Origin of the sequence: Lysobacter sp. Root667, assembly GCF_001427715.1 — a bacterium.
GTDB lineage: Bacteria > Pseudomonadota > Gammaproteobacteria > Xanthomonadales > Xanthomonadaceae > Lysobacter.
In genome coordinates this window covers 31,078-47,350 of record NZ_LMHF01000001.1, presented here as the reverse complement: position 1 = coordinate 47,350, position 16,273 = coordinate 31,078, and the positions used below count along the sequence as shown (strand labels likewise).

12 protein-coding genes are annotated in these 16,273 nt (G+C 70.2%); 9 read left to right on the top strand and 3 right to left on the bottom strand.

All coding sequences use genetic code 11. The features are described from left to right. Positions 1-277 precede the first annotated feature (277 nt). The 5 genes from ASD78_RS00200 to ASD78_RS00180 all read left to right on the top strand — a co-directional run bounded on the left by ASD78_RS00200 (position 278) and on the right by ASD78_RS00180 (position 7,743). Complete coding sequence (locus tag ASD78_RS00200) at positions 278-2,308, top strand: outer membrane protein assembly factor (RefSeq protein WP_056097664.1); 2,031 nt, start codon at positions 278-280, stop codon at positions 2,306-2,308. A 42-nt stretch (positions 2,309-2,350) separates the two neighbouring features. Continuing rightward, on the top strand, positions 2,351-6,214 hold the full coding sequence (locus ASD78_RS00195) for a translocation/assembly module TamB domain-containing protein (protein ID WP_056097662.1): 3,864 nt from the start codon (positions 2,351-2,353) through the stop codon (positions 6,212-6,214). A 37-nt stretch (positions 6,215-6,251) separates the two neighbouring features. Beyond that, the gene (locus ASD78_RS00190) at positions 6,252-6,647 is read left to right on the top strand and encodes a VOC family protein (RefSeq protein ID WP_056097661.1); all 396 of its coding nucleotides are present in this window, start codon (positions 6,252-6,254) and stop codon (positions 6,645-6,647) included. Between the two features lies 1 nt (position 6,648). Then, positions 6,649-6,963: a hypothetical protein gene (locus ASD78_RS00185; protein ID WP_056097660.1), complete on the top strand. Its 315-nt coding sequence runs from the start codon at positions 6,649-6,651 to the stop codon at positions 6,961-6,963. 267 nt (positions 6,964-7,230) lie between these two features. Then, on the top strand, positions 7,231-7,743 hold the full coding sequence (locus ASD78_RS00180) for a GNAT family N-acetyltransferase (protein ID WP_200944099.1): 513 nt from the start codon (positions 7,231-7,233) through the stop codon (positions 7,741-7,743). A gap of 4 nt (positions 7,744-7,747) precedes the next feature. Here the strand turns inward: ASD78_RS00180 and ASD78_RS00175 are convergent, their stop codons facing one another. The 3 genes from ASD78_RS00175 to ASD78_RS00165 form a co-directional block, all read right to left on the bottom strand. Further along, a complete protein-coding gene (locus ASD78_RS00175) occupies positions 7,748-9,037 on the bottom strand; it encodes a sialidase family protein (protein ID WP_056097658.1) in 1,290 nt (429 codons plus the stop codon). Between the two features lie 138 nt (positions 9,038-9,175). Further along, entirely contained in the window at positions 9,176-11,065 is a 1,890-nt protein-coding gene (mnmG, locus tag ASD78_RS00170) for a tRNA uridine-5-carboxymethylaminomethyl(34) synthesis enzyme MnmG (protein ID WP_055907300.1), read from the bottom strand. A gap of 517 nt (positions 11,066-11,582) precedes the next feature. Continuing rightward, entirely contained in the window at positions 11,583-12,164 is a 582-nt protein-coding gene (locus ASD78_RS00165; protein WP_055907298.1) for a hypothetical protein, read from the bottom strand. 220 nt (positions 12,165-12,384) lie between these two features. Here ASD78_RS00165 and ASD78_RS00160 point away from each other — a divergent pair, with 220 nt between their 5' ends. From ASD78_RS00160 to ASD78_RS00145, 4 genes are all read left to right on the top strand, one after another. Beyond that, positions 12,385-13,356: a DMT family transporter gene (locus ASD78_RS00160; RefSeq protein ID WP_055907295.1), complete on the top strand. Its 972-nt coding sequence runs from the start codon at positions 12,385-12,387 to the stop codon at positions 13,354-13,356. A 57-nt stretch (positions 13,357-13,413) separates the two neighbouring features. Beyond that, positions 13,414-14,379, top strand: coding sequence for a pyridoxal-phosphate dependent enzyme (locus ASD78_RS00155; protein ID WP_055907292.1), 966 nt, complete (start codon positions 13,414-13,416; stop codon positions 14,377-14,379). 202 nt (positions 14,380-14,581) lie between these two features. Then, entirely contained in the window at positions 14,582-15,364 is a 783-nt protein-coding gene (locus ASD78_RS00150) for a V4R domain-containing protein (RefSeq protein WP_055907289.1), read from the top strand. Positions 15,365-15,392: 28 nt separating this feature from the next. Next, a complete protein-coding gene (locus ASD78_RS00145; RefSeq protein ID WP_055907286.1) occupies positions 15,393-16,142 on the top strand; it encodes an MHYT domain-containing protein in 750 nt (249 codons plus the stop codon). Positions 16,143-16,273: the final 131 nt, after the last annotated feature.

Sequence of the window (16,273 nt, the reverse complement as noted above, 5' to 3'; positions counted from 1 at the left end):
GAACGCTCCATGGCCGCCCTTGCAAAGGCGAAGCCAGCCTCCCTGCTCCCTTTCGAGAATGGGGGCGGCGGGCGCGTAACGCGCGCGAGGGCTTGCTGTCGCTACGACGCCGAGTAGCGAATCCCTTTGCCCTGCTGCAAGAAGGGAAAGCAAAGGCACATCGAGCGGCACAGAAAATCACCATCGGCGTGCACATTGCATCACGTGCGCTTAACACGGCGCTCGATCGCCACATGCGCGCAAGCAATGGCCGCCTTCGTTGGTTATCCTCCCCCGCATGCCCCATTTCCCCCGCCTCATCCTCGCTGCTGCCCTCGCCCTGAGCGCCTGCGGCGTGGCGCAGGCGGCGACCGTCACCGCGGTCGAGGTCCGCGGTCTGGACGAGACCATGACCCTCAACGTCCGCACCTCGCTGTCGCTGGTCGACGCGATCGGCAAGGAAGTGTCGGGCCGGCGTCTGGGCTATCTGCTGCGCGAGGCCGAGAAGGAGACGCGCGAGGCGCTGGAACCGTTCGGCTACTACTCGCCGACGATCAAGGTCGAAGACACCCGCAGCGGCGGCAACGGCACGCGCAATGCGGCGGCCGGCGCTGCCGCGGTGCCGGCCCAGGACGCCAACGCCGGCGCCGACGCGAACTCGGCATCGACGGACCGCGCAGCGCCCAACCGCGTGGACCCGACCAGCGCCGACGCGCCCAGCGAGGCCATCGCCCGTGCCGAACGCGCCGATGCCGCCGCCCAGGCGGCCGCGCCCGCGTCGTCCGACCCCAACGATCCCAACGCCGCCGCCCCGCGCTCCAACGCCAAGGTTTCGGTGGTCATCACCGTCGACAAGGGCGAGCCGGTGCGGGTGCGCCGCTCCGACGTCGCCATCCTCGGCGCCGGCAGCGAGGACCGCTATCTCAAGGAAGACCTGGCCGCGTTCCAGCCGCAGATCGGCAACGTCTTCGACCACGAGATCTACGAAGCCAGCAAGACCAAGATCACCCGCCGCCTGGCCGAGCGCGGCTACTTCGACGCCGACTTCACCTCGCGCCGGGTCGAGGTCACGCGCGCCGAGCGCGCCGCCGACATCGACCTGGTCTGGAGCAGCGGCGACCGCTACGACATGGGCCCGATCAGCTTCGAGCAGACGCCCCAGCGGATCATCCGCGACAGCCTGCTCGACAAGCTGGTGTACTGGGAACAGGGCAGCTACTACCACCAGGGCAAGCTCGACCGCTTTCGCGAATCGCTGGCGCGGCTGGACTACTTCGCCAGCATCGACATCCAGCCGCAGCCGGAAAACGCGGTCGACGGCGAAGTGCCGGTCAAGGTCACCCTGACCCCGGCCAAGCGCAGCATCTACACCGCTGGCGTCAGCTTCGGCACCGACAGCGGCGCCGGCGTGCGCATGGGCGTGGAGCGCCGCTACGTCAACGACCGCGGCCACAAGGCGCTGGCCCAGGTCGACTGGGCCGAGAAGCGCAAGACCGCGACCCTGCAGTACCGGATTCCTGCGTTCACCTGGCTGGACGGCTGGTACACCTTCAGCGCCCAGCTCGCCGACGAGCAGACCGACTACATCGACTCGCGCCGGGTCGAGATCGTCGCCAGCCGCAGCGGCCAGATCAACCGGCGCTGGAACGCGACCGCCTCCGTTCATGTCCTCCGCGAGCGCTGGGCCTATGCGATCGACGACGACGACGACGCCAGCACGCCGGTCGACTACCGCAGCGCCACCTTCACCTATCCCTCGCTGCGCGCCGAATACGTCGACGCCGACGACCGCATCTACCCGCGCAACGCCTTCGGCGCGACCGTCATGCTGCGCGGCGGCGTCGAAGGCGCCGGCTCCGACGCCAGCTTCGCCCAGGCCCACGCCAGCGCGCGCTGGTACCGCGGGTTGGGCGAGCGCAGCCGCCTGATCGCGCGCGGCGAGCTCGGCCACACTTTTACCGATGCGCTGATCGACATGCCGCCCAGCCTGCGCTTCTTCGCCGGCGGCGACCGCAGCATCCGCGGCTACGCCTGGCGCGAAGTCGGCCCGCGCATTCCCGGCAACGACGGCAAGCAGTACGCGCTGGGCGCGAAGAACGTCGCCACCGGCAGCCTCGAGTTCGAGCAGTATTTCAACGACAGCTGGGGCGCGGCGGTGTTCGTCGACAGCGGCAGCGCCTTCGACGGCACGCCCGACTGGCATACCGGCGTCGGCGTCGGCGTGCGCTGGCGCTCGCCGGTCGGCCCGCTGCGCGTGGACATCGCGCGCGGCCTCAACGATCCGGATTCCGGTTTTCAGCTCTACCTCAACATCGGCGCCGATCTCTAAAGCGCCGCGCACCTGCGCCACAGGACAAGACCGCACACGGATATGAGCGACACGCCCAAGACCGCCGCAGAACTGCTCGCCGAGCGCCGCCAGCGCCGACGCGCGACCGCGCGCCGCTGGGCCTGGCGCAGCAGTTTCGTCGCCGGCGCGCTGACCCTGCTGATCGCGTTCGCCCTGTACTGGCTGCTGGCCACGGTCGGCGGACGCAACGTGCTGCTGAACCAGATCAAGGCGCGCCTGCCCGAGAACGCGACTTTCACCTGGCGCGACGCCGACGGCCCCGCGTCCGGTCCGCTGACCCTGCGCGGCGTGCACTTCGCCTACGAAGGCATCGACTTCCGCGCCGAGCGCGTCTACCTCGACACCGATATCCGCCCGCTGCTGGGCCGCAAGCTGCGCCTGGACGCGCTGCAGGTCGAGGACGCCACCCTCGACGTGCCCAAGAGCAAGGAGCCCTTCAAGTTCCCGAGCTGGCCCGACGTGCTGCCCGACATCGCGCCGCCGCTGTCGCTGCAGGCCGACGACGTGCGCGTGGACCGCATGAAGATCAGCCAGGCCGGCGAGCACATCATCGACATCCGCAAGCTGCGCGGCGGCCTGGATGCGCAAACCGGCAAGCTCAAGGTCGAGAAGCTCAACGTCGACAGCGACCGCGCGCATATCACCCTGCACGGCGAGTACGCGCCGCGCGACGACTACCGCACCGACCTGGTCGCCACCGCGGTGCTGCCCGCGTCCGCCGGGCGCACGCCGCCGCGGCTGGGCCTGGTCGCGAAGGGCGATCTGGCGCGCATGGACGTCGCCGTGGCCGGCTACGCGCCCGGCCCGCTGCGCGCGAGCCTGACCCTGCGCGGCAAGGACGATCCGCGCTGGCAGTTACGCGCCAAGGCCGATGCGCTCGACATCGGCATGCTGCTTTCGCCCGACGCCGCCCCCAGCGAAACCCCGCTGGCGGCGCAGCTCGACCTGCACGGCGTCGGCGGCGCGGCCGAACTCAGCGGCCGTTTCGCGCAGGGCGACCTGCGCGCCGAGATCCTGCCGTCGAAGGTCAGACTGGAAGAACAGGTGCTGGACGTGCAGCCGCTGGCGCTGCGCATCTTCGATGGCACCGCGACCCTGCGCGGCCACGCCGACTTCACCGACGCGCAGAACGGCCGCTTCAAGTTCGCGGTCAATGCGCGCGGCCTGCGCTGGGGCGGCTCGGCGCCGGCGCCGAGCGCGAAGACGCCGCTGCCGCCGGCGGCCGCCACCACGGCGGCGATCGTCGCCGACGCCGACCTCGGCTTCGCCGGCACGGTCCAGGCCTGGGCCGCGATCGGCAAGGCGCGCATCGAGCGCGACAGGCAGGTCGCGACCGTGCGCTTCGACGGCCGCGGCAACGACCAGCGCATGACCCTCAACGCCCTGCAGGCGCAGATGCCGACCGGCCGCCTCGACGGCAAGGGCGACGTGGCTTGGGCGCCGAAGCTGGGCTGGAACTTCGACGCGATCCTGGCCGGTTTCGATCCGGGTTACTTCGCGCCCGACTGGAAGGGCGCGGTCAACGGCAAGCTGGTCACGCGCGGCGACACCCGCGCCGACGGCGGCCTGGAGATCGCGGTCGATGCCAGCCAGCTCGGCGGCCGCCTGCGCGACCGCCCCTTGCAGGGCCGCGGCCGCTTCCTGATGCACGGCGCCGCGACCGGCAAGAGCGACGACGCCTATGAAGGCGAAGTCGCGCTGTCGCTGGGCGGCAGCCGCATCGACGCCAAGGGCAAACTCGCGCAGACGATGGACGTGGACGCGAAGTTCTCGCCGTTGCAGCTTAACGACCTGCTGCCCGATACCGCCGGCAGCCTGCGCGGCACGCTCAAGCTCACCGGCGCGCGCGATGCGCCCAACATCGATGCCGACCTCAGCGGCAGCGGCCTGAAGTACAGCGACTACCGCGCCGAGACCCTGCTGGCGAAGGGCAAGCTGCCCTGGCGCGGCCGCGGCGGCGCGATCGAAGTGCGCGCCAGCGGTCTGGACGTCGGCCTGCCGATGGACACGGTCGCGCTCGACGCGCGTGGCGCGGTCGAGTCGCTGCAACTGCAGGGCAACGCGCGCGGCGAGATCGGCACGCTCGAATTGTCCGGCCATGCCGACAAGCGCGGCGCGGGCTGGCAGGGCGCGTTGGCGAGCTTGCAGCTGGCGCCGAGCAAGGGCGCATCCTGGCGTTTGCAGCAGGCCGCGCAATTTCGTTGGGACGGCAAGAACGGCGCGCTCAGCAATGCCTGCCTCGCCTCCAGCGGCGGCGGCTCGCTGTGCGCGAGCGCGGATTGGCCGCGACGCGGGCTGGACGTGAAGGGCCAGGGCCTGCCGCTGACGCTGGCGCAACCGTATCTGCCCGAACGCTCCGACAAGCGGCCGTGGCTGCTGCGCGGCGAAATCGCGGTCGACGGCGAGCTGCGTCCGGTCGGCAGTGCCTGGCGCGGCCAGGCCACCGTGACCTCGGCCGGCGGCGGCATGAAGTTCAGCGAACGCTCGCGCCGCGAACCGGTGCGCTACAGCAACCTCAGCCTGCGCGCGACCTTCGATCCGCGCCGGATCGAAGCCGACCTGGGCGCGGTGCTCAACGACGACGGCCGCATCGACGCGCGCATCGCCACCGGCTGGGACGCGTACTCGCCGCTGGACGGCGAGGTCGCGATCAACACCGACGAACTGACCTGGGTCGAACTGTTCTCGCCCGACATCGTCGATCCCAAGGGCAAGCTCGACGGCCGCATCAGCCTGAGCGGCACGCGCGACGCGCCGCGCCTGGGCGGACAGGCGCGGCTGAGCGAATTCAGCACCGAACTGCCGGCGCTGGCGATCGCACTGCAGAACGGCGACGTGCGCCTGGACGCGCAGCCCGACGGCAGCGCACGCATCGTCGGCAGCGTGCGTTCGGGCGAAGGCACGCTCAACATCGACGGCACCCTGGGCTGGCAGGGCGACGATACCCCGCTGGTGTTGAGCCTGCGCGGCAAGAACGTGCTGATGTCGGACACGCGCGACCTGCGCGCGGTCGCCGACCCCGACCTGACCGTGCGCTACGCCGCCAGGCAACCGCTGCAGGTCACCGGCACGGTCACGATTCCTTCGGCGCGGATCGACCTGGAGCGTCTCGACCAGGGCGTGTCGGCGTCGCCGGACGTGGTCGTGCTCGATCCGGCCGATCCCGAAGACACCGGCAGTTCGCCGCTGGACCTGGACCTGACCCTGGCGCTGGGCGACGACGTCAAGCTCAACGGCTTCGGCCTGGACGGCAGCCTCGAAGGCCAGATGCGCGTGCGTGCGCGCCCCGGCCGCGAGATGACCGCGAGCGGCCGCCTCGATGTCGACGGCCGCTATCGCGCCTACGGCCAGAAGCTGCAGATCACCCGCGGCCACCTGGCCTGGTCGAACGGGCCGGTGTCCGACCCCATCCTCGACATCCGCGCCGAACGCGAAGTCGGCCAGGTCACCGCCGGCGTCGACATCAGCGGCCGCGCCAGCGCGCCGCAGGCCAACGTCTGGTCGAACCCGGCCAGCTCGCAGTCCGAAGCCTTGGCCTACCTCGCGCTGGGCCGCCCGCTGTCCAGCGCCAGCGGCGACGAGAGCCGCCAGCTCAACGCCGCCAGCGCCGCGCTGTCGGCCGGCGGCAGCATGCTGGCCTCGCAGCTGGGCGCCAAGATCGGCCTGGACGATGCCGGCGTGATGGAAAGCCGCGCCCTCGGCGGCTCGGTGCTGGGCGTGGGCAAGTACCTGTCGCCGCGGCTGTACGTCGGCTACGGCGTGTCCCTGCTCGGCACCGGCCAGGTGCTGACGCTGAAGTACCTGCTGCGCAAGGGCTTCGATATCGAGATCGAATCGAGCACGATCGAGAACCGCGCTTCGGTCAACTGGCGCAAGGAAAAGTAGGCGACCGGGCCGAGTCGCCGTAGTCGCGAGGCCATCCATGTCCACGATCCTGCGCCAACACTACGTACTCGCGGTCCACGAACTGCAGGCCTCCGTGCGCTTTTATGTCGAGGCGCTGGATTTCTCGGTCGTCGCCGAACATCCCGGCTGGGTGTTCGTGCGCAAGGACGACTGCACGATCATGCTCGGCGAATGCCCGGACGATCTGGCGCCGTCCGCGCTGGGCAGCCACGGCTACTACGCCTATCTGATGGTCGACGATGCCGACGGCTACCACGCCCGCGTCGAAGCCCACGCGCCCGGCGCCTGCGGCCCGATCAAGGACCAACCTTGGGGCATGCGCGAATTCGGACTGCGCACCGCCGACGGGCATCGGATCATGATTGGGCAGGAGATCGCGGGCGAGGTGCCCGCGTCAGGCGACGGGAGCTGACTTGATCATCACGCGGGGCTTGAAGTCCGGCTTCTACCGTCTGCTTTTCGGCGCCGGCGCGCTGGCCTGCGTGATCCTGGCGATGGCGGCCGCGGGGCGCAACTTCGCGCTCGGTATTTATCTGGCACCGGTGTACGCGGCTTTTATCCTGGCGTTCGCGATCTTCGGGCGGCCGCTCCGTTTCGGCTTCAGGCGGTCGAGGCCCAGCGTCGCCGGCTCGTACGTGGTCGCGCTGCTGTCCGTGCTGATCTCGGTCTTCGTGCTTTGGTTCGCTACGGACCCGGCCATCGTCGCCGGACTCCCCGCTTCGAGGTGAGCCCGTGCCAACTGCGCGCGCTGGCCGAGCGACCGGGCACTCGCAGCAGCGTAACGATCGGACAGGTTCGATGGCGCGACGGAAGCACGCGTCCAGCCGGGCCGCATCGCTGGGATCGGCGTCGCGGTTCATCGCATAAGGACAGGCAAGGACTGGCGTCGAGCTTAGCCGAGCGGCGACACTGGGCGACATCGTATTTAGCGACATCCGTACTTAGCGACATCCGTATTCGGCAACATCCGTCGTGCAACCGGAGGGCAGTGCTGCGTGGTTACCGTGATCGAAACCGAACGCCTGACGCTGGTCGAACTGACGCCGGCGGACGCGGCGTTCATCCTGGAACTGCTCAACGAACCTTCGTTCCTCGCCAACATCGGCGACCGTGGCGTGCACGATCTGGAAGGCGCGGTGCGCTACATCGAAGGCCAGGTCGCGAACTACGCCAAGCTCGGCTATGGCCTGTGGCTGGTGCGGCGCAAGGACGACGGCGCGGCCATGGGCTTGAGCGGCCTGGTGCGGCGCGTCACCCTGCCCGATGCCGATATCGGCTACGCCTTCCTGCCGCGCTACTGGGGCCAAGGGTATGCAGCCGAGGCCTGCGCCGCGGTGCTCGCGCATGCGGTCGGTCCGCTGGCGCTGCCGCGGGTGCTGGCGATCGTGTCGCCCGGCAACGGGGCCTCGACCAAGGTGCTGGACAAGATCGGCCTGGCTTATCAGCGCACCGTGCAGCTCGGCGACGACACCGAGGAGCTGTTGCTGTACGCCAGCGACGCGACCTGAGCCTTCAGCGCGCGACGATCCGCGCGCCCTGCAGGCGTGGACGGCCGTCGACCACGTCGGTCCAGACCGCATAGGCCGCATCGCCGGACAGCGCGAGTTGCGGGAAACCGGTGGCGCGGCCGCGCCCCTGCAAGCGGGCGACTTCGATGCGCTGCGGTTCGCCCGACAGATCGGCGGCGTAGCGCGCCAGCTGCAGCGACTGTCCGTTCGCATCCTCGCGCAGCCACAGCAGCCAGACCGCATCCTCGCCCAGCGCGACATCGACGCGCCCTTGCAGTTGCGCGCCCTGGTCCAGCACCCGCGGCGCGGCGAAACTGTCGCCGGCATCCTCGCTGCGCGCGAGCTTGAGCGTGGGCACTTCGCCGGTCGCGGTGTACCAGGCCACCATGGCGCGCGATCCGCGCGCGGCCACCGCCGGCCCGTTGACCGGGCAGGCCGGCATGGTCCAGCGGTCGGCGTGCACCGGGCGCGGCGCGGTCCAGCCGGTGGCATCGCGGCGCGAGGCGGCGATGTCGCGGATTTCCTCGGCGCTGCGATCGCGATAGACCAGCAGCGCGCCGTGTTCGGTGAGTGCGACGTCGGTCTGGCAGCAGTCGCAGGTCATGCGGTCGAGTTCGAGCTCGTCGCTGCGCCGCAATTGCGAGTCGATCACCGCGCTGCGCAGCGTCATCGTGCCGCCGTGCGCATCGTGGCCGGCGTGCGCCTTGTCGGCGGGCGCGGCGGCGTTGCGGCGACCGTCCAGCCAGGCGATACCGAGGCGGTCGCGGGCGGCCGGCCACAACGAGACGAAACCGTGCTCAGTCGCGGTGCCGTCGTCGTTGACCAGGACCGGCGCGGACCAGGTCATGCCCTCGTCGCCGGAGCGCGCCAGGGCGACGTCGTAGGCGTAGGGCGCGCTCGCCGACTTGCGCAGCCAATGCGCCCACAGCGCGCCGTCCTGGGTCGCCATCACGTGCGGCGTGTCGGCCCAATTGACGAACCAGTCGTCGCCGGCCGCGACCTGCGTCGGCGCCGACCAGGCCGCATGCGCGGCATCGCGCGATTGCGCCAGACGTAGCGCATGGCCGCTTTCGCGCGGCTCGATCCACAGCAACAGCAAACCGCCGTCGGGCGTCGCGAGCAGGTCCGGCTGCGCGGCGGCGGCCTCGACCGGCAAGCGCCAGGCGCTCGCGTCCAGCCGCACGGCCGGCGTCCGTGCCGCCACGATGTCCGGCGTGGGCGACGGCGCAGCGGCGCGCTCGCAGGCGGCCAGGCTCAGGACGAACGCAATCGCGAGTGCCGGATTGGATTTCATCCCGGCAGGGTAATCCAGCCCGGCGGGGTGCGCATGCGCCGGACCGCGGGCGTCGAATCGTCGAAGCCGGCGCCCGATACCGCGACGCGTGGTTCCATACGGCCGCCTACGCGGCCGCAGCGCGAATCGACGTGCGCCTCAGGCCACCCGCGAACGCCGCGCTCGCGTCAGGTACACCAGCAACAGCGAGATCGCCGCCGGGGTCATGCCCGGGATGCGCTGGGCCTGGCCGACGGTCTGCGGACGCACGCGCTCCAGCTTCTGCTGCACCTCGGCCGACAATCCGTGCACGCCGGCGTAGTCGAAGCCGTCCGGAATCGCGGTGCCTTCGTTGCGCTGCTGGCGCGCGATCTCTTCGCGCTGGCGATCGAGATAACCGGCGTACTTGACGCCGATCTCGACCTGCTCGGCCACCGCCGCATCGTCCACCGCCGGGCCCAGCGACGGCACCGAGGTCACTTGCGCGTAGTCGAGTTCGGGACGCTTGATCAGGTCCAGCGCGCTGGTCTCGCGGCTGAGCTCGATGCCCAGCGTCTGCGTCACTTCGCGGCCCAGGGCGTTGTTGGGCGCGGCCCAGACCGCGGCCAGACGCGCGCTCTCGCGCTCGATCGCCTCGCGCTTGCGCGCGAACGCGCTCCAGCGCGCGTCGTCGACCAGGCCGAGTTCGCGGCCGGTCGGGGTCAGGCGCAGGTCGGCGTTGTCCTCGCGCAGTTGCAGCCTGTACTCGGCGCGCGAGGTGAACATGCGGTAGGGCTCGCTGGTGCCGTGGGTGATCAGGTCGTCGACCAGCACGCCCAGGTAGGCCTGGTCGCGGCGCGGGCTCCAGCCTTCGGCGCCGCGCACCTGGCGCGCGGCGTTGGCGCCGGCGAGCAGGCCCTGCGCGGCGGCTTCCTCGTAACCGGTGGTGCCGTTGATCTGGCCGGCGAAGTACAGACCGGCGACGGCCTTGGTTTCCAGCGTGGTCTTGAGGCCGCGCGGATCGAAGTAGTCGTACTCGATCGCGTAGCCGGCACGGGTGATGTGCGCGCGCTCGAAGCCGCGAATGCTGCGCACCAGCTCCAGCTGCACGTCGAACGGCAGCGAGGTGGAGATGCCGTTGGGGTAGATCTCGGCCACGTCCAGGCCTTCGGGCTCGACGAAGATCTGGTGGCTGGCCTTCTCGGCGAAACGCACCACCTTGTCCTCGATCGAGGGGCAGTAGCGCGGTCCGGTGCCTTCGATCTGGCCGGTGTACAGCGGCGAACGGTCGAGCGCGCCGCGGATGATCTCGTGGGTGCGCTCGGAGGTGTGGGTGATCCAGCACGAGACCTGACGCGGGTGGTCGGCCTGGCTGCCGAGGAAGGACATCACCGGTCGCGGATCGTCGCCGGGTTGCTCCTCCATCACCGAGTAGTCGAGGCTGCGGCCGTCGATGCGCGGCGGGGTGCCGGTCTTGAGCCGGTCGACCACGAACGGACCTTCGCGCAGGCGCGCGGCCAGGGCGATCGCGGGCGGGTCGCCGGCGCGGCCGGCGGCGTAGGTGGTCTGGCCGACGTGGACCTTGCCGGCGAGGAAGGTGCCGGCGGTCAGCACCACCGCCTGCGCCTGGAAACGCAGGCCGGTCTGGGTGATCACCGCACGCACGCGGCCGTCATCGAACTCGATGTCGTCGACCGCGGCCTGGAACAGGGTCAGGTTCGGCTGCGCTTCGACCGCGCGCCGGATGTAGCTGCGGTACAAGGCGCGGTCGGCCTGGCAGCGGGTCGCGCGCACGGCCGGACCCTTGCTGGCGTTGAGGCGGCGCCACTGGATGCCGGCGGCGTCGGCGGCGCGCGCCATGATGCCGCCGAGCGCGTCGATCTCCTTGACCAGGTGACCCTTGCCGATGCCGCCGATGGCCGGGTTGCAGCTCATCGCGCCGACGGTCTCGACCGAATGGGTGAGCAGCAGGGTGCGCGCACCGGCACGCGCCGAGGCCAGGGCGGCCTCGGTGCCGGCGTGGCCGCCGCCGACCACGATCACATCGTATTGGTAGAAAGAATCGGTCATCGCAGGGTCCGGCGCCGCGGGGCGGCGGGCGGAATTTTAGGGCATGGCGCCGGTGGGTGCGTCGGCGTCGAAACTTGGCACGGTTCCTGCGTCATAACTCATGCACCCAGCGGGGCAGGCGCTAGACGCCGGTCGGAATTGGAACAGGGGCTGGCCAAGCGCTCGCGGGGGAAGCAGGGGGCCGAATGTCGGGGGACATTCGGCCCCTTATTTTTTGCGCGATTCGCGCCGATTCTCAGCTATCCGGTGGGCCTGGCGCGTCGAACGCGCGGGGCGCAAAGCCTTGCGCCGTGGCCGGGAGAGGCGCCGACGCCCGACGGGGACGGAACAGGGGGGATCCGTGATTCCTCGCCGGGCGCCGACATAGTCAGGCTGTCTTACCGACTACGTCCAAATGCGACGCAGCCGGTCAATACCCGTAGATTGCGGTCAGTCCGGTCCCGATGCAATACCCTGAGATGTGACCGCAAACCCGCTATGGCAGCGGCGCTTGCGGCCCCCGGTACCGACGGCCGGTTTACTGCTCGTGGGTGGCCGGCCGATGGTCGTTCCGGCTCTCGACGGCGCGACGGAAGGTCTGCTCCATGCGCGAGCCGCCTTCACGGCGCGGCGGGGCGCTCTGCTGGACCCGGGGCATCGGCTGCGACGGCACGTAGGTCGGCGGACGGTTGCCGTCGGCGTGCTGGCGGCGGATGCCGTCCAGATTGCGCCACGGCGAGCGGTCGTTGTCCGGCCGGCCCGGGGGCGGCGGGTTGGTCGGCTGGCCCGGATTGGTCACCACCGGCGGACGATGCGGGCGGTGCGGTCGGTGGCCCGGGTAGCCGTAGCCGGGGTAATAGCCCGGATAACCGTAGCCATAGCCGTAGCGGCCCGGATAGCCGTAGCCGTACGGATACGGGTAGCCGCCGCCGTAGCGGTAGCCGAAGCGGTAGGAATCGCCGTACGGGTAGTAGCCGCCGTAGGAACCGTAATAGCGGTACTCGGTGCTCGGCTGACCGTAGTAATAGTCGCCGCGCGCGCCGTCGCGATAGACGTAATCGGGATAGCAGCCGGCCAACAGGACGGCGGCTACGACGGGCAGGATCAGTTTGCGGATCATGGCAGGACCCCCCAGGGTGTGCCGTCAGCTTCGGCCCGACGCATTGAACTCGGGCTTAACTCGGCGGGTTGCGGGACGACCCATCCTGACCGGTTCAGCCTCGCGCGACCAGTGTCGGCGGCCGAACCGACCGGACCCGCATTGCCGCTCGCGCGCACCGGTGCCAGCATGCCGGTCCGCGGGCGCGCATGCGGCCCCGTTCTCCGCTTTCGAGTCCCCCATGACCCTGCACCGTACCTCCGGCCATTGGCGGCTGGGCCTGCTGCTGACCCTGATCACCGCGGCGTGCTGGGCGACCCTGCCGATCGCGCTGAAGATCGTGCTGGAAACCCTGGACCCGATCACCCTGACCTGGTTCCGGTTCCTGGTCGCGGCCGGGTTCACCGGCGTCTGGCTCGGGATGCGCGGGCGCCTGGGCGGCTACCGCAGCCTCGGCCGACGCGGCTGGGCGCTGCTGGCGACCGCCGCGGTGATGCTGATCGGCAACTACGTGCTGTATTTGCTGGGCGTGCAGTACACCTCGCCGGCCAATGCCCAGCTGTTGATCCAGCTGGCGCCCTTGCTGATGACCCTCGGCGGCATCTGGGTGTTCGGCGAGCGCTTCCGCGCCGCGCAGTGGCTAGGCCTGATGCTGTTGCTGGCCGGGCTGGGACTGTTCTTCCGCGACCAGCTGGTCCACGCCTGGGCGGCCGAGGCCGCGCCCGCCAGCGCGAGCCGCGCCGGCGGCTACGTGCTGGGTTCGGCCTTCGTGATCGTCGGCGCGGTGGTGTGGGCGCTATACGCGCTGCTGCAGAAGCAGTTGCTGATGAAGCTGGGCTCGATGCAGATCCTGCTGTTCATCTATATCGCCGCCAGCGTCTTGCTGTTGCCGTTCGCGCAGCCCTCGACGCTGCTGAAACTGGACGGTTTCCATTGGGCGATGCTGGCCTACTGCGCGCTCAACACCATCGGCGCCTATGGCGCCTTCGCCGAGGCGCTGGCGCATTGGGAGGCCTCGCGGGTGTCGGCGATTCTGGCGACCACGCCGCTGCTGTGCATCGTCGCGGTGACCGTGGTGCACGCGTTCTGGCCGCAGATGCTGGCGCCGGAACGGATCTCCGCGCTGGGCTGGATCGGCGCGGCCCTGGTGGTCGCGGGCTCGGCCGCGGTCAGCCTGCTCGGCCGGCGCGAGGCGGCCGACGAACGCGCATGAACGGCGCCGCGGCGGCGGCATGGAGTGCGGCGCATCGGGTGCGTTAGTCTCGCGACAATGAGCGAACTTCCCCTGCCCGGTTTCAACGACGTGCTGGCCGCGGCCGCACGCATCGCCCCTCACGCCCACGCCACCCCGGTGCTGCGCTCGCGCTCGATCGACGCCCTGGCCGGCTGCGAGCTGCACTTCAAGGCCGAACACCTGCAACGGGTCGGCGCGTTCAAGTTCCGCGGCGCCTGCAATGCGGTGTGGTCCCTCTCGCAGGCCGAGGCGCTGCGCGGCGTGGTCACCCATTCTTCCGGCAACCACGGCGCCGCGCTGGCGCTGGCCGCGCGCACCCGCGGCATCGCCTGCCACGTGGTCGTGCCCGACGGCGCGGTCGCGGCCAAGCTGGCGGCGATCGAAGCCTACGGCGCCACCCTGCACCGCTGCGCGCCGAACATCGCCGCGCGCGAGGCCAAGTGCGCGCAGGTCCAGGCCGAGACCGGCGCCGAACTGGTCCATCCCTACACCGACGCGCGCGTGATCGCCGGGCAAGGCACGGCGGCGCTGGAACTGCTGACCGCCGTGCGCGGGCTGGACGCATTGATCGCGCCGGTCGGCGGCGGCGGCCTGGCCAGCGGCACCGCCATCGCCAGCGCCGCGGTATCGCCGTCGACGCGCTTGTTCGTGGCCGAACCGGCCGGCGCAGCGGAGACCCACGCCTCGCTGCGCGACGGCAAACGTATTACGGAGTTCGAACCGGACACGATCTGCGATGGATTGCGCGGCACCTTGGGCGCGCCGAATTTCGCCTTGCTGCAACGCTATGCCGTCGAAGCGCTGGTGGTCGACGACGCCGACACCGTGGCCGCGATGCGTTTGTTCCTGCAGCGCGCAAAACAAGCGCTGGAGCCCTCCGCAGCGGTCGCGCTGGCGGCGGTATTCGCGAACCGTTCGCGTTTCGCCGGGCAAAAAGTCGGCGTGATCCTGTCCGGCGGCAACGTCGATCCGGACGCGTTGGCGAGTCTGTTCGCGCGCTGACTGCAGCGTCGGTCGCAACGACTGGCATCGACGACGATGCCTTATGTTTTATTTGTGACATCCCTACCATTTTTTTGCGTATGCGACTGGCACGCTGAGCTACGCAGCGCACCCCACGGCGTTGATTCATTGAACGCCCGTGCGCGACGAGATCCGACCATTTCGTTCAAGCATGAACAACGTTTAGCCGAAGGGGTGGCTGATGGTGGATGTCGAGTTTCGGGTGGTCGCAGACCGCCGCGATGGGTTGTTGCTGGCCCTGGGCCAGACCGTGATCGCCGCGGGGTTCACCCTGCTGCGCCAGCGCATGGTCAACAGCGAAGAAGGCGTCGTCCTGACCATGGTGGTACGCGGCCCGGAAAACGGGCTGCTGATGCTCGAAGAGCGTCTGGGCACCCATCACCTGGTCAATAGTTTCGAGGCCTCGGCGATCGACGCCAGCGTCGCCAACACGGTCAGCGCGCCCGCGCCGGCCGCGCCCAAGGCCAATGGCGGGGCGCCGTCCAAGCCCGCCGGCGCCGCCGACGATGCCGCCACCGCGATGGACACGCGCCGGGTCGAGTCGCTGCTGCCGCAGCTCGCCCGCGACTACCCCAACATCTTCATCCAGTTGCTGGCCCTGGAACACGACCTGCCGCCGCCGCAACGCGAAGCCACCTTGCGCTACATCGGCCAGCGCGTCGGCGCCTGGGTCTACAAGCGCGACTACGCCCTGGGCGGCCACCTCGCCCTGGCCGACTCGGTCCGCCACATCGCATTGCCGGCCATGCGCCAGTTGGTCCAGGCCGAACTCCAAGAAGACACCCTGCGGATCAAGAACAGCCCCTTCTGCCATCGCGGCGAGCACGGCGCCTCCTGCCATTTCCTGCGCGGCATGCTCGGCGGCCTGCTCGGCGGACTCCACGGTGCCGAAGGAGTGCGTGTGGTCGAAAGCCATTGCCGCAACACCGGCGCGGAGACTTGCTGCTTCGAGTTCCACGCCTGAGTACGCCAACCACCACGGGGGACTACCCATGCCGCACGATCACGCCATCCAATGCCTACACGACCCGCTGCTGGTCGTGCTCTCTTACCTGGTTTCGGTGCTGGGCTCGTTCACCGCCCTGCAGCTCGCGATCGCGATCCCGGCCGCGCACGGCGCGCAACGCTGGCGCGCGATCTTCGCCGCCGGCGCGGCGATGGGCGGCGGTGCGATCTGGGCGATGCACTTCATCGCCATGCTGGCCTGCCAGATGAAGATTCCGGTGACGTACGACCTGACCATCACCATCGCCTCGGCGGTGATCGCGATCGTCTCGTGCATGGCCGGCTTGGCGATCGCCAGCGCCGGCGTATTCGGCTGGGGCAAGTTGATCGTGGCCGGCATCTTCATGGGCCTGGGCGTGACCGGCATGCACTACAGCGGCATGGCGGCGATGCGCATGCCGGCCGACATCCACTACGACATGACCCTGGTCGCGGTTTCGGCGGCGATCGCGATCGTGGCTTCGATCGTGGCGCTGTGGCTGGCCTTCAACCTGCGCGGCTGGCTGCAGATGCTGGGCAGCGCGCTGGTGATGGGCGTAGCGGTGTGCGGCATGCACTACACCGGCATGCTCGCCGCCAGCTTCACGCCCAACCAGGCCGGCGCGGCCGCGCTGGCCGGCGGCATCAGCGGCGCCAATCTGGGCATGGGCATCTTCGCGGTGACCACGCTGCTGCTGGCCACGGTGCTGACCCTGAGCATGCTGCGCCAGCGCCAGCGCGCGATGGTGCAGATCTGAGGTGCAGATCTAAGCTCCGCCTCGACCGCAGTCCGCGCCGAGCGCCCGCCATCGCGGGCCCTCGGTGTTTGCGGGCGCGTCCGACGCCGCCGATCGTGCGTTCTTCGACCGCGCTCACGTGGCCTGCGCAC